The organism is Hyphococcus sp., from assembly GCF_965267305.1.
In the GTDB taxonomy this organism is placed as follows: domain Bacteria; phylum Pseudomonadota; class Alphaproteobacteria; order Caulobacterales; family Parvularculaceae; genus Hyphococcus.
Genome location: NZ_OZ253945.1, coordinates 713312 through 732289 on the forward strand (window position 1 = coordinate 713312; position 18978 = coordinate 732289).

Annotated in this window: 31 protein-coding genes; all 31 read right to left on the reverse strand. The window is 60.5% G+C overall.

The genetic code is table 11. The features are described 5' to 3' along the window. Window positions 1-57: 57 nt before the first annotated feature. The 31 genes from rplQ to rpsL all read right to left on the reverse strand — a co-directional run bounded on the left by rplQ (window position 58) and on the right by rpsL (window position 18665). The gene (rplQ, locus tag ACQY5P_RS03380; protein ID WP_428409436.1) at window positions 58-495 is read right to left on the reverse strand and encodes a 50S ribosomal protein L17; all 438 of its coding nucleotides are present in this window, start codon (window positions 493-495) and stop codon (window positions 58-60) included. A gap of 39 nt (window positions 496-534) precedes the next feature. Further along, entirely contained in the window at window positions 535-1545 is a 1011-nt protein-coding gene (locus ACQY5P_RS03385) for a DNA-directed RNA polymerase subunit alpha (RefSeq protein ID WP_428410624.1), read from the reverse strand. A 47-nt stretch (window positions 1546-1592) separates the two neighbouring features. Then, complete coding sequence (gene rpsK, locus ACQY5P_RS03390) at window positions 1593-1988, reverse strand: 30S ribosomal protein S11 (RefSeq protein ID WP_428409437.1); 396 nt, start codon at window positions 1986-1988, stop codon at window positions 1593-1595. Window positions 1989-2000: 12 nt separating this feature from the next. After that, on the reverse strand, window positions 2001-2369 hold the full coding sequence (gene rpsM, locus ACQY5P_RS03395) for a 30S ribosomal protein S13 (protein ID WP_428409438.1): 369 nt from the start codon (window positions 2367-2369) through the stop codon (window positions 2001-2003). 245 nt (window positions 2370-2614) lie between these two features. Then, window positions 2615-3205: an adenylate kinase gene (locus ACQY5P_RS03400; protein WP_428409439.1), complete on the reverse strand. Its 591-nt coding sequence runs from the start codon at window positions 3203-3205 to the stop codon at window positions 2615-2617. After that, entirely contained in the window at window positions 3202-4542 is a 1341-nt protein-coding gene (gene secY / locus ACQY5P_RS03405) for a preprotein translocase subunit SecY (protein WP_428409440.1), read from the reverse strand. The genes ACQY5P_RS03400 and secY overlap by 4 nt, the downstream gene beginning before the upstream one ends. Before the next feature lie 118 nt (window positions 4543-4660). Next, window positions 4661-5140 (reverse strand): 50S ribosomal protein L15, encoded by a 480-nt coding sequence (rplO, locus tag ACQY5P_RS03410; RefSeq protein WP_428409441.1) that lies wholly within the window; start codon window positions 5138-5140, stop codon window positions 4661-4663. Window positions 5141-5268: 128 nt separating this feature from the next. Further along, window positions 5269-5451, reverse strand: coding sequence for a 50S ribosomal protein L30 (rpmD, locus tag ACQY5P_RS03415; RefSeq protein WP_428409442.1), 183 nt, complete (start codon window positions 5449-5451; stop codon window positions 5269-5271). Window positions 5452-5462: 11 nt separating this feature from the next. After that, a complete protein-coding gene (rpsE, locus tag ACQY5P_RS03420) occupies window positions 5463-6047 on the reverse strand; it encodes a 30S ribosomal protein S5 (protein WP_428409443.1) in 585 nt (194 codons plus the stop codon). A gap of 11 nt (window positions 6048-6058) precedes the next feature. Beyond that, on the reverse strand, window positions 6059-6412 hold the full coding sequence (gene rplR / locus ACQY5P_RS03425; protein WP_428409444.1) for a 50S ribosomal protein L18: 354 nt from the start codon (window positions 6410-6412) through the stop codon (window positions 6059-6061). A gap of 24 nt (window positions 6413-6436) precedes the next feature. Beyond that, a complete protein-coding gene (gene rplF, locus ACQY5P_RS03430) occupies window positions 6437-6970 on the reverse strand; it encodes a 50S ribosomal protein L6 (protein ID WP_428409445.1) in 534 nt (177 codons plus the stop codon). Between the two features lie 17 nt (window positions 6971-6987). Next, complete coding sequence (rpsH, locus tag ACQY5P_RS03435) at window positions 6988-7386, reverse strand: 30S ribosomal protein S8 (protein ID WP_428409446.1); 399 nt, start codon at window positions 7384-7386, stop codon at window positions 6988-6990. A 16-nt stretch (window positions 7387-7402) separates the two neighbouring features. After that, entirely contained in the window at window positions 7403-7708 is a 306-nt protein-coding gene (rpsN, locus tag ACQY5P_RS03440) for a 30S ribosomal protein S14 (protein ID WP_428409447.1), read from the reverse strand. A 59-nt stretch (window positions 7709-7767) separates the two neighbouring features. After that, window positions 7768-8328 carry a 50S ribosomal protein L5 gene (rplE, locus tag ACQY5P_RS03445; RefSeq protein ID WP_428409448.1) on the reverse strand — a complete coding sequence of 187 codons (561 nt, stop codon included), beginning with the start codon at window positions 8326-8328 and terminating at the stop codon, window positions 7768-7770. Next, window positions 8321-8635, reverse strand: a complete 315-nt coding sequence (gene rplX / locus ACQY5P_RS03450) for a 50S ribosomal protein L24 (protein ID WP_428409449.1) — start codon at window positions 8633-8635, stop codon at window positions 8321-8323. The genes rplE and rplX overlap by 8 nt, the downstream gene beginning before the upstream one ends. Before the next feature lie 2 nt (window positions 8636-8637). Next, window positions 8638-9006: a 50S ribosomal protein L14 gene (gene rplN, locus ACQY5P_RS03455; RefSeq protein ID WP_428409450.1), complete on the reverse strand. Its 369-nt coding sequence runs from the start codon at window positions 9004-9006 to the stop codon at window positions 8638-8640. Window positions 9007-9088: 82 nt separating this feature from the next. Further along, a complete protein-coding gene (gene rpsQ / locus ACQY5P_RS03460; protein WP_428409451.1) occupies window positions 9089-9331 on the reverse strand; it encodes a 30S ribosomal protein S17 in 243 nt (80 codons plus the stop codon). An 18-nt stretch (window positions 9332-9349) separates the two neighbouring features. Continuing rightward, the gene (gene rpmC / locus ACQY5P_RS03465) at window positions 9350-9544 is read right to left on the reverse strand and encodes a 50S ribosomal protein L29 (protein ID WP_428409452.1); all 195 of its coding nucleotides are present in this window, start codon (window positions 9542-9544) and stop codon (window positions 9350-9352) included. Between the two features lie 12 nt (window positions 9545-9556). Then, a complete protein-coding gene (gene rplP, locus ACQY5P_RS03470) occupies window positions 9557-9970 on the reverse strand; it encodes a 50S ribosomal protein L16 (RefSeq protein ID WP_428409453.1) in 414 nt (137 codons plus the stop codon). A 31-nt stretch (window positions 9971-10001) separates the two neighbouring features. Then, on the reverse strand, window positions 10002-10703 hold the full coding sequence (rpsC, locus tag ACQY5P_RS03475) for a 30S ribosomal protein S3 (RefSeq protein ID WP_428409454.1): 702 nt from the start codon (window positions 10701-10703) through the stop codon (window positions 10002-10004). Then, complete coding sequence (gene rplV, locus ACQY5P_RS03480; protein WP_428409455.1) at window positions 10703-11083, reverse strand: 50S ribosomal protein L22; 381 nt, start codon at window positions 11081-11083, stop codon at window positions 10703-10705. Before rplV ends, rpsC begins: the two co-directional genes overlap by 1 nt. Window positions 11084-11085: 2 nt before the next feature. Continuing rightward, window positions 11086-11364, reverse strand: coding sequence for a 30S ribosomal protein S19 (gene rpsS, locus ACQY5P_RS03485; protein WP_428409456.1), 279 nt, complete (start codon window positions 11362-11364; stop codon window positions 11086-11088). Between the two features lie 15 nt (window positions 11365-11379). Continuing rightward, window positions 11380-12216, reverse strand: a complete 837-nt coding sequence (gene rplB / locus ACQY5P_RS03490; RefSeq protein WP_428409457.1) for a 50S ribosomal protein L2 — start codon at window positions 12214-12216, stop codon at window positions 11380-11382. Between the two features lie 13 nt (window positions 12217-12229). Further along, on the reverse strand, window positions 12230-12544 hold the full coding sequence (locus ACQY5P_RS03495; RefSeq protein WP_428409458.1) for a 50S ribosomal protein L23: 315 nt from the start codon (window positions 12542-12544) through the stop codon (window positions 12230-12232). Then, the gene (gene rplD / locus ACQY5P_RS03500) at window positions 12541-13158 is read right to left on the reverse strand and encodes a 50S ribosomal protein L4 (RefSeq protein WP_428409459.1); all 618 of its coding nucleotides are present in this window, start codon (window positions 13156-13158) and stop codon (window positions 12541-12543) included. The genes ACQY5P_RS03495 and rplD overlap by 4 nt, the downstream gene beginning before the upstream one ends. Further along, window positions 13158-14021, reverse strand: coding sequence for a 50S ribosomal protein L3 (gene rplC / locus ACQY5P_RS03505; protein WP_428409460.1), 864 nt, complete (start codon window positions 14019-14021; stop codon window positions 13158-13160). The genes rplD and rplC overlap by 1 nt, the downstream gene beginning before the upstream one ends. A 12-nt stretch (window positions 14022-14033) precedes the next feature. Further along, window positions 14034-14345 carry a 30S ribosomal protein S10 gene (gene rpsJ / locus ACQY5P_RS03510; protein ID WP_369313984.1) on the reverse strand — a complete coding sequence of 104 codons (312 nt, stop codon included), beginning with the start codon at window positions 14343-14345 and terminating at the stop codon, window positions 14034-14036. 97 nt (window positions 14346-14442) lie between these two features. Beyond that, on the reverse strand, window positions 14443-15618 hold the full coding sequence (tuf, locus tag ACQY5P_RS03515) for an elongation factor Tu (protein ID WP_428409461.1): 1176 nt from the start codon (window positions 15616-15618) through the stop codon (window positions 14443-14445). 84 nt (window positions 15619-15702) lie between these two features. After that, window positions 15703-17781 (reverse strand): elongation factor G, encoded by a 2079-nt coding sequence (fusA, locus tag ACQY5P_RS03520; RefSeq protein ID WP_428409462.1) that lies wholly within the window; start codon window positions 17779-17781, stop codon window positions 15703-15705. A gap of 29 nt (window positions 17782-17810) precedes the next feature. Next, window positions 17811-18281, reverse strand: coding sequence for a 30S ribosomal protein S7 (gene rpsG, locus ACQY5P_RS03525; protein WP_428409463.1), 471 nt, complete (start codon window positions 18279-18281; stop codon window positions 17811-17813). A gap of 12 nt (window positions 18282-18293) precedes the next feature. After that, entirely contained in the window at window positions 18294-18665 is a 372-nt protein-coding gene (rpsL, locus tag ACQY5P_RS03530; RefSeq protein WP_428409464.1) for a 30S ribosomal protein S12, read from the reverse strand. Window positions 18666-18978: the final 313 nt, after the last annotated feature.

Consider the following 18978-nt stretch of genomic DNA (forward strand, 5'->3'; position numbering starts at 1 on the left):
GCCGGGCGGTTAACCGCGCCGGCGAGTTTCAAACAAGCTGAAATTGGCGCGTAGAGCCTATTCTTCGTCTTCGTCCTCGACGCCCATGACGGGACCCGAATCCTGGCCTTTCGCATCCTCGTCGCGGTCGACGAATTCGATGACCGCGAGCGGCGCGTTATCGCCATAGCGGAAGCCGGCTTTCATGATGCGGATATAACCGCCGTCACGGTCGGCGTAACGGGGGCCGATCGTGTCGAACAGTTTCTTCGCCATGCTCTCATCGCGGATGGACGAAATCACCTGACGGCGCAGATGCAGCGCCCGGCCTTCGTCTTTCGCCGCGTGTTTCGCTTTGGTCACGAGCTTTTCGACGATGGGGCGAAGCTCTTTGGCTTTCGGCAGCGTCGTGGTGATCTGCTCATGCTTGATCAGCGCACAGGACATGTTGGCGAACATCGCCTTGCGGTGTTCGTGCGTGCGGTTCAGTTTTCTCAGCGCCATCCCGTGTCGCATGGCTTTTTCTCCTAGCGGCCGGCGTCAAGCCGGTCTTGGTTATTCGTCAAATTTCTTCGCGAGTTCTTCGATGTTTTCCGGCGGCCAATCGGGCACATCCATGCCGAGATGGAGGCCGAGGCCGGCGAGCACTTCCTTGATCTCGTTGAGCGACTTGCGGCCGAAATTCGGCGTGCGGAGCATTTCCGCTTCGGTCTTCTGAATGAGATCGCCGATGTAAACGATGTTGTCGTTCTTGAGGCAGTTCGCCGAGCGCACCGAAAGTTCGAGTTCGTCGACCTTGCGCAGGAGCGCCGGGTTGAACGGAAGCTCTTCGCGGGCGTCGCCGCCCTTGTCTTTCGTCGGTTCGTCGAAATTGATGAAGATCTGGAGCTGGTCCTGCAGGATGCGCGCGGCGTAGGCGACCGCATCGTCAGGCGACAGCGAACCGTCGGTTTCGACGTCCATGATCAGCTTGTCGTAATCGAGGACCTGGCCTTCGCGGGTGTTCTCGACGCGATAGGCGACGCGGCTCACCGGCGAATAAAGGCTGTCCACCGGAATAAGGCCAATCGGCGCGTCTTCCGGACGGTTGGCTTCCGCCGGGGCGTAGCCTTTGCCGGTGTTGACGGTCATCTCGATGCGGAGATTGGCGCCCTGGTCGAGATGGCAGATCACATGATCTTTGTTGAGGATTTCAACCGCGGAGGTTTCCTCGATGTCGCCGGCCGTCACCGGGCCCGGCGTCGACTTGCGCAGGACGAGACGCTTCGGACCGTCGGCGTGCATACGCAGCGCAAGTTGCTTTACATTCAGGACGATGTCCGTGACGTCTTCGCGCACGCCCGGAATGGACGAGAATTCGTGGACGACGCCGTCGATCTGAATCGATGTGACGGCCGCGCCTTGCAGCGACGACATCAGAATGCGGCGCAGGGAGTTGCCGAGCGTCAGGCCGAAACCGCGCTCCAGCGGCTGGGCGATGATCGTCGCTTTGCGCTGGCCGTCAGCGCCAGGCGTGACCTCCAGTTTCGAGGGGCGGATCAGCTCAAGCCAGTTCTTTTCGAGGATATTCGTTGAATCCATGGGTGGATCGCTCTCTTTATTCAGTATCGTGATTAAACGCGGCGGCGTTTGCGGGGACGGCAGCCATTATGGGGGATCGGCGTGACGTCGTGAATGACCGTGACGGTGAGGCCCGCGGACTGCAGGGCGCGGAGCGCGCTTTCACGGCCCGAACCAGGGCCGCGCACTTCGACGCTGACCGTCTGTAGACCGTGATCCATGGCCTTTTTCGCAGCGTCTTCCGCGGCGAGCTGCGCCGCGTAAGGGGTCGACTTGCGCGAGCCTTTAAAGCCCATGCCGCCGGCCGACGACCAGGAGATCGTATTGCCCTGTTCGTCCGAAACAGTGACCATGGTGTTGTTGAACGACGCGTTCACATGAACGACGCCCGTAGAGATGTTTTTGCGTTCGCGGCGTTTGACGCGCGTAGCTGCAGCTTGCTTCGCCATTGATCAGTATCCTTACTTCTTCTTGCCGGCGATCGGTTTCGCGGGGCCCTTGCGCGTGCGGGCGTTGGTGTGGGTGCGCTGGCCGCGAACCGGCAGGCCGCGACGGTGACGAAGACCGCGATAGCAGCCCTGGTCCATAAGGCGCTTGATGTTCACCGCGACTTCGCGGCGAAGGTCGCCTTCAACCATGTAATCGCTGTCGATGGTTTCACGGATCTGCAAGACTTCGGAGTCTGACAGTTCGTTGACGCGGCGCTCCGGCGCAATGCCGACCTTTTCGCAAATCTCGGCGGCTTTCGCCGGGCCGATGCCGTGAATGTAGCGGAGCGCGATGGTGACGCGCTTATTCGTCGGAATATTGACGCCTGCAATACGAGCCACAGGTAGTTTCCTTCTTTTGCCTCTCGCCCCTTTTCCCTTGGCCGGGCCAACCATTTTAAAGGTCCGTTCGGACCCGCATCATACGCACATACATGCCGCCTGTTTCCCAACACAGGATTTCAAGCAACAAGGCCCGCGACGGCGCATAGGGGCGAACCCCTGCCGGGCGGGCGGTACTCCTTCTGGCGGAGAGCGCGTTAGATAGGCGCGCGCGCAACCGCCGTCAACCGCTTTTCAGGGCTATTTCAGCCCTGAATCCGGTCCAAAATCGCGTCTATGGCGGCGGAAACGGCCTTGACCGTCTGCATGCCGTCCACAGCCTGTAATTTGCCCTGCCCCTCATAGTAAGGGATCAGCGGGGCAGTCTGTTCGCGATAGACCTGGAGCCGTTTCGCGAAGGTCTCTTCATTGTCATCCGCCCGGACCTTTTCGCCCCGGGCCTTGGTTTCCTTAATGCGGTTCCGGAGGCGGTCGAGCAGCGCCGCCTCGTCCACCCGGAGCTCGATCACGACATCGACCGCCCGGCCCTTTTTGGTCAGCATTGCATCGAGCGTCTCAGCCTGGGGGATGGTCCGCGGGAACCCGTCCAGGAGGAAGCCCGGCTCGCAGTCGTCTTGCTCGATCCGCTCCTCGATGATCGCCGCGACGATATCGTCGGAAACAAGATTGCCGGCGTCCATGACCGCCTTGGCCTTCAGGCCCACCGGGCTCTTGGCGGCGACCGCAGCACGCAGCATGTCCCCGGTTGAGAGTTGGGGAATTCCATGGCGCTCTACGATGTGAGCCGCCTGGGTGCCCTTCCCGGCGCCCGGAGGCCCCAAAAAGATAACGATCATCGCCGGCCCCCGCGCAGCTTCGATTTCTTGATCAGCGCTTCATATTGCTGGGCGACGAGATGGCCCTGGATTTGGCCGACCGTGTCGAGCGTCACCGAGACGACAATCAGCAGCGAGGTGCCGCCGATATAAACCGGGATCGCCTGACCGTAAGCGGATTTCAGGATTTCCGGGAAGATACAGACCGCCGTTAGATACATCGCGCCGATAACCGTAAGGCGGGTCAGCACGAAATCGAGATACTCCGCCGTGCGCGCGCCGGGACGGTAGCCCTGAACGAAGCCGCCATATTTCTTGAGGTTGTCGGCGACATCTTCGACGTTGAAGACGACAGAGGTGTAGATGAAGGTGAAGACGATAATCAGCGCTGCATAAAGGGCGATGTAGAACGGGCGGCCCGGCGCGAACAGGAAGGTGAGGTCCTGAAGCCACTGGGGGGAGCCGTCGCCGACCGCGCCCGCGGCCGTGGCCGGCAGAAGCAGCAGCGAAGAGGCGAAAATCGGCGGAATGACGCCCGAGACGTTGATCTTGAGCGGCAGGTGAGACTTCTCGCCTTGCGTCATGCGCTGGCCAACCTGACGGCGCGGATACTGGACGAGGATGCGGCGCTGCGAGCGCTCCATGAAAACCACGAAGGCGATAAGCCCGAGCGCCAACGCCGCGATGACGAGGATGGCGCCGCCGCCAAGCCCGCCGCCGGCCCGGCCCTGATCGAGGAGCGAGGCCGCGACGCGCGGCAGTTCCGCGACAATGCCAGCGAAGATGATGAGCGAGACGCCGTTGCCGACCCCGCGCGAGGTGATCTGTTCGCCGAGCCAGAGGAGGAACATGACCCCGCCGACAAGGGTGACGGTCGTCGTCATCAGGAAGTACGGCCCCGGATTTAGGACGGTGCCCGCAGACCCTTGCAGCGAAACGGCGATGAAGTAACCCTGCATGGTCGCAAGGAACACCGTTAGATAGCGTGTGTACTGGTTGATCTGGCGGCGGCCCTGCTCGCCTTCTTTCTTGATCTTTTCAAGCGACGGGATCACCGCGGCCATGAGCTGCATAATGATCGACGCCGAGATATACGGCATGATGTTGAGCGCGAAAATCGCCATGCGCTCCACGGCGCCGCCGGCGAAGATATTGAGCGTGCCCAGAAGGCCGCCCTGCTGGCTCTGGAACCCCTGGCTGAAGGCGATGGGATCGATGCCCGGGATCGGCACGAAGGTGCCCAGGCGGTAAACGATCAGCGCGCCGAGCGTGAAGAGCAGACGCTTTTTCAGCTCTTCTGCTTTCGCAAAAGAAGCGAGATTGATATTCGACGCGAATTGTTCCGCTGCGGAAGTCATCAGCCTGTCACCTGCTCAGCTTGCTCCCCCAAACTCCGGGGAGCGGCCCCTCGAAAGCGCATTCGCGCGGACCGTGGCCATGTGGAGATCGCGGGCGGCGCCCGCAACCCCCAACCCTTTACTCGCCTTTGGCCTCAGCCTGAACGACCCTCACGGATCCGCCGGCCTTTTCGACCGCGGCTTTGGCGCCCGCGGAGGCGTGCGCGACCACGAGATCGAGTTTGGCTTTAAGCTCGCCAACGCCGAGAAGCCGCACGCCGCTCTTGGCGCGGCGCAGAACGCCTGCCTCGACGAGGGCTTCGGCGTCGATCTGCTTGCCTTCTTTAAGCTTGCCCGCGTCGATGGCGGCCTGAAGGCGGCCGATATTGACTTCGACGAAATCGGCGCGGTTCGGCTTGTTGAAGCCGCGCTTCGGCAGGCGCATGTAAAGCGGCATCTGGCCGCCTTCATACTGGCGGATGCCGGTGACGCCGGAGCGGGCCTTTTGACCCTTAACGCCGCGCCCGGCGGTCTTGCCTTTGCCGGAGCCGATGCCGCGGCCGACGCGCATGCGATTTTTGCGCGCGCCTTTATTGTCGGAAAGTTCGTTGAGTTTCATTTTTTCACCTCGACTTGCGACGGACATTTCTCAGAGGAAAGCCGCCTCGCCTAAAAAAAGGGATTAGGGACTAGGTGTCAGGGATTAGATTTTTCTCTTCCTAATCCCTAGTCCCAAAAACCTGATCCCTACTCGACGATCTCCACCAGGTGGGAGACCTTGCTAATCATGCCGCGCACGGACGGCGTGTCTTCAAGCTCGCGCTCGCGGCCGATCTTGTTGAGACCGAGACCGATAAGGGTCGCGCGCTGGTCCTGCGGACGGCGCGCCGGGCTGCCGGTCTGGCGGACTTTAAGCATTTTCTTCGCCATCACTCGCTCCTTTAGGCGGCGTCTGCGGCGTCAGCCTGACGGCCGCGGCCGGTCAGAATGTCGGAGACTTTCTTGCCGCGCTTCGCCGCCATGGTCCGCGGGCTCTGCTGGTTCTGGAGCGCATTCACCGTGGCGCGCACCATGTTGTAGGGGTTCGAGGAGCCGAGCGACTTCGCCACGACGTCCTGAACGCCGACCGTTTCAAAGATCGCGCGCATCGGACCGCCGGCGATGATGCCGGTTCCCGGAGGCGCCGAGCGCAGAACGACCTTGCCCGCACCCCAACGGCCTTGCGCGTCATGATGCAACGTGCGGCCTTCGCGCAGCGGCACGCGCACGAGATTGCGCTTGGCTTCCTGGGTCGCCTTGCGGATCGCTTCCGGCACTTCGCGGGCTTTGCCCTTGCCGAAGCCGACGCGGCCTTTCTGGTCCCCGACGACGACGAGCGCGGCGAAACCAAAGTTCTTGCCGCCTTTCACAACCTTCGCAACGCGGTTGATCGCAACGAGCTTGTCGACGAATTCGTCGCGCTCTTCCCGCTCGCCACGGCCTTTGTTGGGTCCGCGTCCGCGGCCTCGTCCTTCTTCACGCGCCATTTCGCAACTCCCTAGAAATTAAGACCGGCTTCGCGCGCGGCGTCCGCAAGCGCTTTGACCCGGCCGTGATACATGTAGCCGCCGCGATCGAAGACGACATCCTTGACGCCGGCTTTCACCGCGCGGTCAGCAAGCGCCTTGCCGACTTTGGCGGCGGCGTCCTTGTCGGAGCCCTTGCCGAAGTCTTTTTCAAGCGAGGACGCAGCGGCCAGTGTCTTGCCCTCAACGTCGTCGATGATCTGCGCCGAGATGTTTTTCGACGAGCGGTGCACCGACAGACGCGGACGATTGCCGGCGACGCGCTTGATGGCGCGGCGGGTTCGGCCTGCCCGCGAGGCGTGTTGTTTTCTCTTTTGATCGGCCATTGTCCGATATCCTCTAGCGAAGCGTTACTTCTTCTTGCCTTCCTTGCGGAAGATGAATTCGTTTGCGTATTTGACGCCTTTGCCCTTGTAGGGCTCGGGCGGACGGAACGCGCGGATTTCGGCCGCGGCCTGTCCGACCTTTTGCTTGTCGATGCCGGAAACGGTGATTTCCGTCGGCTTCGGCGTCGCGAGCTTGACGCCTTCCGGCGCCGGATAGTCGATTTCGTGGCTGTAGCCGAGCGACAGGGAAAGGGCGTTGCCTTTCATCTGGGCGCGGTAACCGACGCCGACGAGCTCCAAGGTTTTGGTGAACTCATTGGCGACGCCGTTGAACATGTTCGAAAGCTGGGTGCGGCTCATGCCCCAGAGGGAACGCGCCGGTTTGGAATCGTTGACCGGCTTCACCGACACTTCGTCATTTTCGAGCGCGACCGTGCAGAGATCGTTGACAACGAACTCAAGCTGGCCTTTCGGGCCCTTCGCGGTGACCGTCTGGCCGTTGACCGTTACGGTCACGCCCTTCGGCACGGGGATCGCTTTTTTACCGATGCGGGACATCTTTCTTGCTCCCAGCCTTAGTAAACTTCGCAGAGCACTTCGCCGCCAACATTGGCGTCGCGCGCAGCTGCGTCGGACATGACGCCCTTCGGCGTCGAAACAATCGAAATGCCGAGACCGTTGCGCACGGAGGCGAGGTCGCGGACGGATGAATAGACCCGGCGGCCCGGCTTTGAAATCCGCTTGATCTTCTGGATCACGGGCGAGCCTTCGTAATATTTCAGCTCGACTTCAAAGCTCGGCTTCTCGCCGTCTTTTTCGATGCGGCTATAGCCGCGGATGTAGCCTTCGGCCTCGAGAACGTCGAGCACCCAGCCGCGCAGCTTCGAGGCCGGAACCGACATGGTCGAGTGCCGGCGCATCTGCGCATTGCGGATGCGGGTGATGAGATCGCCGATAGGATCGTTGATAGCCATTGGTTTCTCGGCTCCCTTACCAGCTTGACTTCACGAGGCCCGGGATCTTCCCGGCCGAACCAAGTTGACGCAGCGCGATGCGCGACATTTTAAGCTTGCGGTAGTAACCGCGCGGACGGCCCGACACCTGGCAGCGATTGCGGATGCGCGTCTTCGAAGAATTGCGCGGCAGCTCGGCGAGTTTCAGCGCCGCCATGAAGCGCTCCTCGCCCGACTTGTCCTGATCCTTGATGATCGCTTTCAGCCGGTTGCGCTTCGACTCAAACTTTTTCGCCATGCGGCGGCGTTTGAGATCGCGCTCGACCATTGATTTTTTAGCCATGTCTTCTCCTTCTCAAGCCGGTTTCCGCATTCTCGCGGACCTTGCCCAATGCCTTTTTTCTACTTGCGGAACGGGAAGTTGAATTCCCGAAGAAGCTCGCGCGCCTCGTCGTCGCTGCGGGCCGTGGTGCAAACGATAATGTCCATGCCCCGGATCTTGTCGACTTTGTCGTAATCGATTTCCGGAAACACGATATGTTCTTTAAGGCCCATCGCGTAGTTACCGCGTCCGTCAAAGCTCTTCGCGTTGAGGCCGCGGAAGTCGCGCACCCGCGGCAGCGCCACGGTGATGAGGCGATCCAGAAACTCGTACATGCGGTCCTTGCGGAGCGTGACTTTCGTGCCGACCGCCATGCCTTCGCGCAGTTTGAAGCTCGCAATCGATTTCCGCGCCTTTGTGATCACCGGTTTCTGACCGGAGATCAGTGTCAGGTCCGCAACGGCCGCATCGACGGCCTTGCGGTCGTTGACGGCGTCGCCGACGCCCATGTTGATGACGATCTTTTCGAGCGCCGGCATCATCATCGGGTTGGAATACTTGAACTTGTCGTTCATCTTCCCGCGGATGGTCTCTTTATACAGCGTCTTCAGACGCGGTTCATATGCTTGAGCTTCAGCCATCGATAACCTCACCCGACGCTTTCGCGACGCGCACTTTTTTTCCATCTTCGATCTTGAACCCGACACGGGTCGGTTTGCCCGTAGACGGATCTTTCAGCGCCACGTTAGAGACGTGGATCGGCGCCTCGCGCGTCATGATGCCGCCTTCCTGGGACGGCGTCTGACGCTGGTGCTTTTTGACCAGATTGACGCCGCGCACGACCACGCGGTCAGCTTTCGGCATCACGTCAATGACTTCGCCTTCCGCGCCCCGGTCCTTGCCGGAGAGCACGATGACCTTGTCGCCTTTTTTGATCTTCGCAGCCATGATTACAGCACCTCCGGCGCAAGCGACACGATCTTCATGTGGTTGGCGGCGCGAAGTTCGCGCGTCACCGGGCCGAAGATGCGGGTGCCGACCGGCTCTTTGTTGTTGTTGATGAGGACCGCAGCGTTGCGGTCGAACCGGATGACCGATCCGTCCTTGCGCTTGATGTCTTTCGCAGTGCGCACGACCACGGCCTTCATGACCTGACCTTTTTTCACGCGGCCGCGCGGAATCGCTTCCTTCACCGACACGACGATGATGTCGCCGACGCCGGCGTATTTGCGCTTCGCGCCGCCAAGCACCTTGATGCACTGAACGCGCTTAGCGCCGGAATTGTCGGCGACGTCCAAATTTGTCTGCATCTGGATCATGATCGATCCTCCTGATGGGCACGAAGCCCCGCTTCACTCATTCCGTCCGCCCCTTATCCAAAGAATAGGAGGGAGAACGGGCTTAACCTTTTGACCCTTCGCCAATGACTTCCCAGCGTTTCAGCTTGGACTTCGGCGCGCATTCCTGAATGCGGACGAGATCGCCGACCTTGAACTTGTTCTCCGCATCATGGGCGTGAAAACGGTTCGACCGGCGGACAGTCTTTTTCAGCAGCGGGTGCGTGAAAATACGATCCACGTTCACCACGACGGTCTTGTCGCCCTTGTCGCTCACCACGGAGCCTTGAAGAATGCGCTTTGGCATAGGGTCGCCTCTTATTCCTTAGTTCACTCGGGCTTTTTCGCCGAGAATGGTTTTGATCCGGGCAATGTCCTTGCGCACTTCGTTGATGCGCGCGGTTTTCTCAAGCTGTCCCGACGCTTTCTGGAAGCGCAGGTTGAACTGCTCTTTCTTGAGCTGAAGGAGTCGGTCCTTCAGTTCGTCAGGCGTCATATCGCGGGCTTCGGTCGCGTTCATCTCAACTGCTCCTTAGTCGCCAATGCGCGTCACGATGCGCGTCTTGATCGGCAGCTTCGCCGCGCCGAGCGCCAGCGCTTCACGCGCAACGTCGTCCGTGACCCCGTCAAGTTCGAACATGATGCGGCCCGGCTTCACTTTCGCGGCCCAGAATTCAACCGAACCCTTGCCTTTGCCCATGCGCACTTCAGTCGGTTTTTTCGACACCGGCACATCCGGGAAGATGCGAATCCATACGCGGCCCTGACGCTTCATGGCGCGGGTGATCGCACGGCGGGTGGCTTCGATCTGGCGCGAAGTCACGCGCTCCGGCTCCATGGCTTTGAGGCCATGGGATCCGAAGTTCAGATCCGTGCCGCCCTTGGCGACGCCCTTGATGCGCCCTTTGTGCATCTTGCGGAATTTTGTTCTTTTCGGCTGCAGCATGACTGGCTCGCTCCAAAATCCTTATATCGCGCTAGTTGCGCTGCTGATGACCGACGCCGCCCGTCTGGGCTTCGATCAACCGCTTTTCCTGACCCATGGGGTCGTGTTCCATGATCTCGCCCTTGAAGATCCAGACCTTGACGCCGATGGCGCCGTAGGTCGTCTGGGCGGTCGCCACGCCGTAATCGATGTCGGCGCGCAGCGTGTGCAGCGGCACCCGGCCTTCGCGATACCATTCCATGCGCGCGATCTCGGCGCCGCCGAGACGGCCGGAAACGTTGACGCGGATGCCGAGGCCGCCCATGCGCTGCGCCGTTTGCATGGCGCGCTTCATGGCGCGGCGGAACGCGACGCGGCGCTCAAGCTGCTGCGCGATATTCTCGGCGACCAGGGTCGCATCGATTTCCGGCTTGCGGATTTCGACGATGTTCAACACCGTTTCCGAAGACGATAGCTTCGACAGCTCCTGGCGCAGCTTTTCGATGTCGGCGCCTTTTTTGCCGATCACGACGCCCGGGCGCGCGGTGTAGATCGTCACCCGGCATTTTTTGTGCGGGCGCTCGATCACGATGCGCGAGACGCCGGCCTGCTGCAGGCGCTTTTCGAGATATTTGCGGATGCGCAGATCTTCATGCAGCAAATCGCCATAGGCGGCTTTGCCGGCGAACCAGCGCGAGTCCCAGGTCCGGTTGATCCCGAGGCGCAGACCGATTGGGTTGACTTTCTGGCCCATTAAGCGGCCTCCTCAACTTCTTTCACGACGATCGTGATTTCAGAAAACGGCTTTTGGATTCTGCCGACGCGGCCGCGCGCGCGAGCGCGCCAGCGCTTCATAACCATGTTCTTGCCGACAAAGGCCTGATCGACGACGAGCTGGTCGATGTCGAGATCGTGGTTGTTCTCAGCGTTCGCGATGGCGCTTTCCAGAACCTTCTTGACGTTCTGGGAGATGCGCTTGCGCGAAAAGGTCAGCTCCGCGAGCGCCTTTTCCGCGGGCATGCCGCGAATGAGCTGCGCAACGAGGTTCAGCTTCTGCGGCGAGGTGCGGATCAGGCGGCCCTTGGCCATGGCCTGGTTTTCACCGACGCGCCGGGGATTTTTCTTCTGCCCCATGACTATTTCCTCTTCGCCTTCTTGTCCGCGCCGTGACCGTAATAGGTCCGCGTCGGAGAGAATTCGCCGAACTTGTGGCCGACCATGTCTTCGGTGACATGGACCGGAATGAATTTCTGGCCGTTGTAAACGTTGAAGGTGAGGCCAACGAATTGCGGCAGGATGGTCGAGCGGCGCGACCAGGATTTGATCCCGCCTTTGTGCTTGCCGTCCTGGCTCTCTTCCGCCTTCTTGAGAAGATAGCGGTCGATGAACGGGCCTTTCCAGACTGAACGTGGCATGTCTTAAACTCCGGCCTATTTCTTCTTGCGCGCGTGACGCGAGCGCAGAATGAATTTGTCAGTTGCTTTGTTCTTGCGGGTCTTGGCGCCTTTGGTCGGTTTGCCCCAAGGCGTAACCGGATGCCGGCCGCCCGATGTGCGGCCTTCGCCGCCGCCATGGGGGTGATCGACCGGGTTCATGACAACGCCGCGAACGGACGGACGCTTGCCTTTGTGGCGGTTGCGCCCTGCCTTGCCGATCGACTGGTTCATGTGGTCCGGGTTCGAAACGGCGCCGATAGTCGCCATACACTCGCCGGAAATCAGACGAACCTCGCCCGACTGCATGCGAACCTGGGCCATGCCTGAATCGCGACCCACGAGCTGCGCGTAAGTTCCGGCGGAGCGCGCGAGCTGGCCGCCCTTGCCCGGCTTCATCTCCACATTGTGGATGATCGTGCCGACCGGGATCGCTTTCAGCTTCATGGCGTTGCCCGGCTTCACGTCGACCTTCTCGCCGGAGATGATCTTGTCGCCGGCTTTCAGACGCTGCGGCGCGAGAATGTAGGCCTGCTCCCCGTCGAGATATTTGACGAGCGCGATGAAGCCTGACCGGTTCGGATCGTATTCGAGACGCTCGACCTTGGCTTCGATGTCAAACTTGTTCCGCTTGAAATCGATAATGCGATAGGTCTTCTTCACCCCGCCGCCGCGACGGCGCATGGTGATGCGGCCGGTGTTGTTGCGTCCGGCGCTTTCAGTCAAGCCTTCGGTCAGCGATTTGACAGGCTTGCCCTTCCAAAGCTCGCTGCGGTCCACCAGCACCAGCTGGCGGCGGCTCGGCGTCGTCGGTTTGAATTTTCTCAAAGCCATGGGGTTACCTGCCTTAAAGTCCGGTCGTCACGTCGATCGAGTGACCTTCTTCGAGAGTCACGACCGCTTTTTTCACCGTGGAACGCGTGTAGGGGCGTCCCTTGAAGTGCTTGTTCTTGCCTTTGACGCGCAGCGTGTTCACGGCTTTCACTTTAACCTTGAACAGCGCCTCGACAGCTTCCTTGATCTGCGGCTTCGTGGCGTCGAGCGGCGTCTGAAACACGACCTGATTGTTCTCAGAGGCGATCGTCGACTTCTCGGTGATCACCGGCTGAATCAGCGTGTTGTAATGGGCCTCGACGGCCGTCGTTGACTGTTTCTTGCTCATTTGAGGCGCGCCTCCAGACCTTCAACGGCCGCTTTCGTCAGGACCAGCTTGTCCTTGCGCAGGATGTCGTAAACATTCGCACCGATCACCGGCAGCATGTCGATGCCAGCAAGGTTGCGGGTCGCGAGGCCGAAATTCTCATCGACCGACGCATCGACGATCAGCGCATTAGCGATGTTCATCTTGGCGAACGCCTCAACCAGAGATTTGGTCTTGGCTTCTTGCAGCTTGGCTTCGTCGATGACGATCAGCGAGCCTTCCGCGACTTTCGCGGAGAGAGCGTGCTTCAGCGCCAGACGGCGAACCTTCTTCGGCAGGTCGATCGCATGGCTGCGCACGCGCGGGCCATGGGCCTTGCCGCCGCCGCGGAATTGCGGGGCTGCGCGGTTGCCATGACGGGCGCCGCCGCCGCCTTTTTGGCGGCCCCATTTTTTCGACGTGGCTTTGACCTCGCCACGCTCTTTCGCCTTGTGCGTGCCCTGCTGGCGTTTCGCCAGTTGATAAACGACGCAGCGGTGCAGAATGTCAGCGCGCGGCTCAAGACCGAAGATCGCGTCATCGAGATCGATGGACCCGGCCTTCTTGTTATCCATGCTGAGGACGTCGGTTTTCATTATTCGTCCCCTTCTTTCTTGTTCTCATCGGCCGCTTCGACGACTTCAGCGCCGGCGCCGGCCTGTTGTTCCTTCAGCGCCGCTTGCTGTTGCGCGCGCGCCTCTTCAGCGGCGGCCTTGGCGGCGGCTTCTTCCTCGGCTGCGGCTTGCGCCGCCGCTTCTTCCGCCTGACGCTTGGCCGCTTCAGCAGCAGACCTCAGCGCCGCCGGAAGGATCGCATTCTCAGGGAACGGCTTCTTCACCGCGTCCTTAATGAGCACCCAGCCGCCTTTCGGGCCCGGCACTGCGCCTTTGATCATCAGGAGGCCGCGCGCCGCATCCGTCTTGACGATTTGCAAATTCTGCGTCGTGACCCGCGCAGCGCCATAGTGGCCGGCCATCTTCTTGCCTTTGAAGATCTTGCCCGGATCCTGACACTGGCCCACGGAGCCGTGCGAACGGTGCGAGATCGACACGCCGTGTGAGGCGCGAAGGCCGCCGAAATTCCAGCGCTTCATGGCGCCCGCGAAGCCCTTGCCGATCGAGGTGCCCGTGACATCCACATACTGGCCCGCGAAATAATGATCTGCGATGATTTCTTCACCGACCTCGATCATATTGTCTTCCGAGACGCGGAACTCCGCGACTTTCGCCTTCGGCTCAACATTCGCTTTCGCAAACTGGCCGCGTTCGGCTTTCGTCGTGCGCTTGGCTTTCTTGGCGCCCGCGCCAAGCTGAACGGCGGTATAGCCGTTCTTTTCCGCCGTGCGCTGACCGACCACCTGACAGCCCTCAAGCTGCATCACCGTCACCGGCAGGTGCTCGCCCTGCTCGTTGAAAATGCGGGTCATGCCGACCTTTTTCGCAATAACTCCCGTGCGCATTTCAAATGCTCCTTAAGCGCCCAGCTTGATTTCGACATCGACGCCAGCCGAGAGGTCGAGTTTCATCAGCGCATCCACCGTTTGCGGCGTCGGATCGACGATATCGAGCATGCGCTTATGCGTGCGCATCTCGAACTGCTCGCGGCTCTTCTTGTCGATATGCGGCGACCGGTTGACGGTGTAACGCTCGATGCGGGTCGGCAGCGGGATGGGCCCGCGCACATTGGCGCCGGTGCGTTTCGCCGTGTTCACGATTTCCAACGTCGAAGCGTCGAGCACGCGATGATCAAACGCTTTGAGTCTGATGCGGATATTCTGTTGCATGGGTCTTACGCTTCGCTCTGTGAAAAAGTCCGGTTCATATCTTTTGAGTCGAAAGCGCGGACCGGCCTGAAACCGGTCCGCGCGCTATTTCTGCCTGCTACTCGATGATCTTGGCAACGATGCCGGCGCCGACGGTGCGGCCGCCTTCACGGATAGCGAAGCGGAGCTTCTCTTCCATGGCGATCGGCACGATCAGCTCGACATTCACTTCCACATTGTCGCCCGGCATGACCATTTCGACGCCTTCTTTGAGCGTCACGACGCCGGTCACGTCGGTTGTGCGGAAGTAGAACTGCGGGCGGTAGTTGGTGAAGAACGGGGTGTGACGGCCGCCTTCTTCTTTCGTCAGGATGTAGGCCTCAGCCACGAATTTCGTGTGCGGGGTCACAGAACCCGGCTTGCAGAGCACCTGGCCGCGCTCGACGCCGTCGCGTTCGATGCCGCGCAGGAGGACGCCGACATTGTCGCCAGCTTCGCCGCGGTCAAGCAGCTTGCGGAACATTTCGACGCCGGTGCAGGTCGTTTTCTTGGTGTCTTTGATGCCGACGATTTCGAGTTCGTCGCCCACCGTAACGATGCCGCGCTCGACACGGCCGGTCACGACGGTGCCGCGGCCGGAGATAGAGAACACGTCTTCAATCGGCAGGAGGAACGGCTGATCGATCGGACGCTCCGGGGTCGGGATGTAGCTGTCGACGGCTTCCATCAGCGCTTTGATGGAGTTTTCGCCGATTTCCGGGTCGCGGCCTTCGAGCGCTGCGAGCGCCGAGCCTTTGACGATCGGAATATCGTCGCCCGGGAATTCGTAGGAGGACAGAAGTTCGCGGACTTCCATCTCGACGAGCTCAAGAAGCTCCTCGTCATCAACCTGGTCGACTTTGTTGAGATACACGACGATCGCCGGCACGCCGACCTGACGGGCGAGCAGGATGTGCTCGCGGGTCTGCGGCATCGGGCCGTCGGCGGCGTTCACCACGAGGATCGCGCCGTCCATCTGCGCCGCGCCGGTGATCATGTTTTTCACATAGTCGGCGTGGCCCGGGCAGTCGACGTGGGCGTAGTGACGCGCAGGCGTTTCATATTCGACGTGCGCGGTCGAGATCGTGATCCCGCGCGCTTTTTCTTCCGGCGCGGCGTCGATCTGGTCATACGCCTTGAAGTCACCGAAATATTTGGTGATCGCAGCCGTCAGGGTCGTCTTGCCATGGTCAACGTGACCGATGGTGCCGACGTTAGCGTGCGGTTTCGTACGTTCAAACTTTGCCTTCGACATTTCACTTCTCTCCGTCTTCTTTGACGTCTGTCGTTAAACCTGATCGCCCGGATTGATCTTCTGGCGGGCGCCTTCACTCACCGGCTAGCCTGCCAGCTTCGCCTTCACTTCGTCTTCAACCGCTTTCGGCACGCGCTCATAGTGATCGAATTGCATCGTGTATTGAGCGCGACCCTGGGTCGCCGAGCGAAGATTGTTCACATAACCAAACATGTTGGCCAGCGGCACCATCGCGTGAACGACGTTGGCGTTGCCGCGCATTTCCTGTTCCTGGATCTGGCCGCGCCGGGAATTGAGGTCGCCGATGACCGTGCCGGTGTATTCTTCCGGCGTCACGACCTCGACCTTCATGATCGGCTCGAGCAGCGCCAGACCAAGCGCCGGCTTGTTTTCACGGAACGCAGCGCGCGCCGCGATTTCGAACGCCAGCACCGAAGAGTCAACGTCGTGATAGGCGCCGTCATAAAGCTCGACCTTGAAGTCGAGGATCGGGAAGCCGACGAGCAGACCCGTGTCGCGGATCGAGTCGATGCCCTTCTGGACGCCTGGGATATATTCTTTCGGGATCGAGCCGCCGACGATCTGGCTTTCAAATTCGTAGCCTTTGCCAGGTTCTTGCGGAATGACGCGGAACTTGATGCGCGCGAATTGGCCCGAACCGCCCGACTGCTTCTTATGGGTGTAGTCGATGTCGGCGGTCTTGGTGATCGTTTCGCGGTAGGCGACCTGCGGGGCGCCGATATTGGCTTCGACCTTGAACTCGCGCTTCATGCGGTCGACGATGATGTCGAGGTGAAGTTCGCCCATGCCCTTGATGATGGTCTGGCCGGATTCTTCGTCGGTCGAGACGCGGAAGGACGGGTCTTCGGCGGCGAGACGCTGCAGCGCAAGGCCCATCTTCTCCTGGTCGGCTTTGGTTTTCGGCTCGACAGCGAGCTCGATGACCGGCTCAGGGAATTCCATGCGCTCAAGCACGACCGGCTTCATCGGATCGCAAAGCGTGTCGCCGGTCGTCGTGTCTTTCAGACCGACAATGGCGATGATGTCGCCGGCGAACGCTTCCTTGATTTCTTCGCGGCTGTTGGAGTGCATCTGCAGCATCCGGCCAGCGCGTTCTTTCTTGCCTTTGACAGTGTTGAGAAGCTGCGTGCCGGACTCGAGCTTGCCGGAATAGATGCGGCAGAAGGTGAGCGAGCCCACAAACGGGTCGTTCATGATTTTGAACGCCAGCATGGAGAGCGGTTCGTCATCGGACGATTTGCGCAGGACTTCTTCTTCCGAATCCGGAAGGTGCCCCTTGATCGCAGGCACTTCGACCGGCGACGGCAGGTAATCCACAACCGCGTCGAGCATGGGCTGGACGCCCTTGTTCTTGAACGCAGAGCCGCACAGCACCGGATGGAACTCAACCCGGCAGGTGCCTTTGCGGATGAGGCGCTTGATCGTCGCCTCATCAGGCTCATTGCCTTCGAGATAAGCTTCCATGACGGCTTCGTCGATTTCGACGACCGTTTCGACCATTTTCTCGCGGTATTCTTTGGCTTTATCCAGGAGGTCGGCCGGGATCTCTTCCTCGTGGAAGGACGCGCCGAGCGTTTCTTCTTCCCAGACGATGGCTTTCATCGTGATGAGATCGACGACGCCCTTGAAGTTGTTTTCAGCGCCGATGGGCAGCTGCAGGATCACCGTCTTGGCTGCGAGGCGTTTGTGAATGGTGTCGACGGAATAGTAAAAATCCGCGCCAATCTTGTCCATTTTGTTGATGAAGAAGATGCGCGGCACTTTGTATTTGTCGCCCTGGCGCCAGACCGTTTCCGTCTGCGGCTCCACGCCGGCGTTGGCGTCGAGAAGCGCAACCGCCCCATCGAGAACGCGCAGGGAACGCTCGACTTCGATCGTGAAGTCGACGTGGCCCGGCGTGTCGATAATGTTGAGGCGCTTGTCTTTCCAGAAGCACGTCGTGGCGGCGGACGTGATCGTGATGCCGCGCTCCTGCTCCTGCTCCATCCAGTCCATCGTCGCGGCGCCGTCATGGACTTCGCCGATCTTGTGAGACTTGCCGGTGTAATAGAGAACGCGCTCGGTCGTCGTCGTCTTGCCCGCGTCGATGTGGGCCATGATGCCGAAGTTCCGGTAGTCCTCGATTTTGTGCGTGCGCGCCATGATTGCGGGCCTTTACTCTTTCAATTCCGTTACCAGCGATAATGCGAGAAGGCGCGGTTGGCTTCGGCCATCCGGTGCGTGTCTTCGCGCTTCTTGACGGCCGCGCCGCGGTTCTGGGCTGCGTCCATCAGTTCATTCGAAAGTTTGTCGACCATGGTGGTCTCGTTGCGCGAGCGGGCCGCGGCGATGATCCAGCGCATGGCGAGAGCGACTTTGCGGTCCGGGCGAACTTCGACCGGCACCTGATAGGTTGCGCCGCCGACCCGGCGAGAGCGGACCTCGATCGACGGAGTAACGTTGTCCAGCGCTTCCTTGAACAGCTCGACCGGCGGACGGCGAAGTTTCGATTCGATCTTGGCGAAAGCGCCATAGACGATCTTTTCAGCCGCCGGCTTTTTGCCATCGACCATGACATAGTTCATGAATTTCGAAACGGTCTTGTCGCCGAACTTCGGGTCCGGATGAACGACGCGTTTGTCTGCGCGGTGACGACGTGACATCTCTTGAACCTCTTACTTCGGACGCTTGGCGCCGTATTTCGAACGGCGCTGCTTGCGGTCTTTGACGCCCTGCGTGTCGAGCACGCCGCGGATAATGTGGTAGCGAACGCCGGGAAGGTCTTTCACGCGGCCGCCGCGGATCAGGACCACCGAGTGCTCCTGAAGGTTGTGGCCTTCGCCGGGGATGTAGCCGATCACCTCATGACCGTTGGTCAGGCGGATCTTCGCGACCTTCCGGAGCGCCGAGTTCGGCTTCTTCGGGGTCGTCGTGTAAACGCGCGTGCACACGCCGCGCTTCTGCGGATTTCCATCCAGCGCCGGCACTTTGTTGATCGCCCGTTTCGGCTTCCGCGGCTTGCGGATAAGTTGTTGTATCGTCGGCATCCGTTTCCGTTCTCCGGGTTTGGCCTTCGCGTCTCTCGGGCGCCGGCCCAAATCCTTCGCCTCATGGACGGGATTATCCATGACGCAAACGAGCGGAGCCCCGTCAGGCGGAACGCCGCTCAAAAACCTCAACTGTCATCAGCTAAAAGCGGCTGCGTTTCAGAGTCTTTCAGGCGAAAGAGCTGACGGCCAGCCATTCAGCGGCGCGAGACATAACGAGGCGAATCGGATGGGTCAATACATGTTTACAAAAATAAAGGACTCTCACGGCTGTTTTTTCCCCGCGAAGCCTTGCACATCTTGGCGACGTTCT

Bases quoted from the DNA above. Each gene is read 5' to 3' on its own strand.
- rplQ (WP_428409436.1), bottom strand. From the start codon at position 495: ATGCGACACGGGATGGCGCTGAGAAAACTGAACCGCACGCACGAACAC.
- rpsK (WP_428409437.1), bottom strand. From the start codon at position 1,988: ATGGCGAAGCAAGCTGCAGCTACGCGCGTCAAACGCCGCGAACGCAAA.
- ACQY5P_RS03400 (WP_428409439.1), bottom strand. From the start codon at position 3,205: ATGATCGTTATCTTTTTGGGGCCTCCGGGCGCCGGGAAGGGCACCCAG.
- secY (WP_428409440.1), bottom strand. From the start codon at position 4,542: ATGACTTCCGCAGCGGAACAATTCGCGTCGAATATCAATCTCGCTTCT.
- rplO (WP_428409441.1), bottom strand. From the start codon at position 5,140: ATGAAACTCAACGAACTTTCCGACAATAAAGGCGCGCGCAAAAATCGC.
- rpmD (WP_428409442.1), bottom strand. From the start codon at position 5,451: ATGGCGAAGAAAATGCTTAAAGTCCGCCAGACCGGCAGCCCGGCGCGC.
- rpsE (WP_428409443.1), bottom strand. From the start codon at position 6,047: ATGGCGCGTGAAGAAGGACGAGGCCGCGGACGCGGACCCAACAAAGGC.
- rplR (WP_428409444.1), bottom strand. From the start codon at position 6,412: ATGGCCGATCAAAAGAGAAAACAACACGCCTCGCGGGCAGGCCGAACC.
- rplF (WP_428409445.1), bottom strand. From the start codon at position 6,970: ATGTCCCGCATCGGTAAAAAAGCGATCCCCGTGCCGAAGGGCGTGACC.
- rpsH (WP_428409446.1), bottom strand. From the start codon at position 7,386: ATGGCTATCAACGATCCTATCGGCGATCTCATCACCCGCATCCGCAAT.
- rpsN (WP_428409447.1), bottom strand. From the start codon at position 7,708: ATGGCTAAAAAATCAATGGTCGAGCGCGATCTCAAACGCCGCCGCATG.
- rplE (WP_428409448.1), bottom strand. From the start codon at position 8,328: ATGGCTGAAGCTCAAGCATATGAACCGCGTCTGAAGACGCTGTATAAA.
- rplX (WP_428409449.1), bottom strand. From the start codon at position 8,635: ATGGCTGCGAAGATCAAAAAAGGCGACAAGGTCATCGTGCTCTCCGGC.
- rplN (WP_428409450.1), bottom strand. From the start codon at position 9,006: ATGATCCAGATGCAGACAAATTTGGACGTCGCCGACAATTCCGGCGCT.
- rpsQ (WP_428409451.1), bottom strand. From the start codon at position 9,331: ATGCCAAAGCGCATTCTTCAAGGCTCCGTGGTGAGCGACAAGGGCGAC.
- rpmC (WP_428409452.1), bottom strand. From the start codon at position 9,544: ATGAACGCGACCGAAGCCCGCGATATGACGCCTGACGAACTGAAGGAC.
- rplP (WP_428409453.1), bottom strand. From the start codon at position 9,970: ATGCTGCAGCCGAAAAGAACAAAATTCCGCAAGATGCACAAAGGGCGC.
- rpsC (WP_428409454.1), bottom strand. From the start codon at position 10,703: ATGGGCCAGAAAGTCAACCCAATCGGTCTGCGCCTCGGGATCAACCGG.
- rplV (WP_428409455.1), bottom strand. From the start codon at position 11,083: ATGGGGCAGAAGAAAAATCCCCGGCGCGTCGGTGAAAACCAGGCCATG.
- rpsS (WP_428409456.1), bottom strand. From the start codon at position 11,364: ATGCCACGTTCAGTCTGGAAAGGCCCGTTCATCGACCGCTATCTTCTC.
- rplB (WP_428409457.1), bottom strand. From the start codon at position 12,216: ATGGCTTTGAGAAAATTCAAACCGACGACGCCGAGCCGCCGCCAGCTG.
- ACQY5P_RS03495 (WP_428409458.1), bottom strand. From the start codon at position 12,544: ATGAGCAAGAAACAGTCAACGACGGCCGTCGAGGCCCATTACAACACG.
- rplD (WP_428409459.1), bottom strand. From the start codon at position 13,158: ATGAAAACCGACGTCCTCAGCATGGATAACAAGAAGGCCGGGTCCATC.
- rplC (WP_428409460.1), bottom strand. From the start codon at position 14,021: ATGCGCACGGGAGTTATTGCGAAAAAGGTCGGCATGACCCGCATTTTC.
- rpsJ (WP_369313984.1), bottom strand. From the start codon at position 14,345: ATGCAACAGAATATCCGCATCAGACTCAAAGCGTTTGATCATCGCGTG.
- tuf (WP_428409461.1), bottom strand. From the start codon at position 15,618: ATGTCGAAGGCAAAGTTTGAACGTACGAAACCGCACGCTAACGTCGGC.
- fusA (WP_428409462.1), bottom strand. From the start codon at position 17,781: ATGGCGCGCACGCACAAAATCGAGGACTACCGGAACTTCGGCATCATG.
- rpsG (WP_428409463.1), bottom strand. From the start codon at position 18,281: ATGTCACGTCGTCACCGCGCAGACAAACGCGTCGTTCATCCGGACCCG.
- rpsL (WP_428409464.1), bottom strand. From the start codon at position 18,665: ATGCCGACGATACAACAACTTATCCGCAAGCCGCGGAAGCCGAAACGG.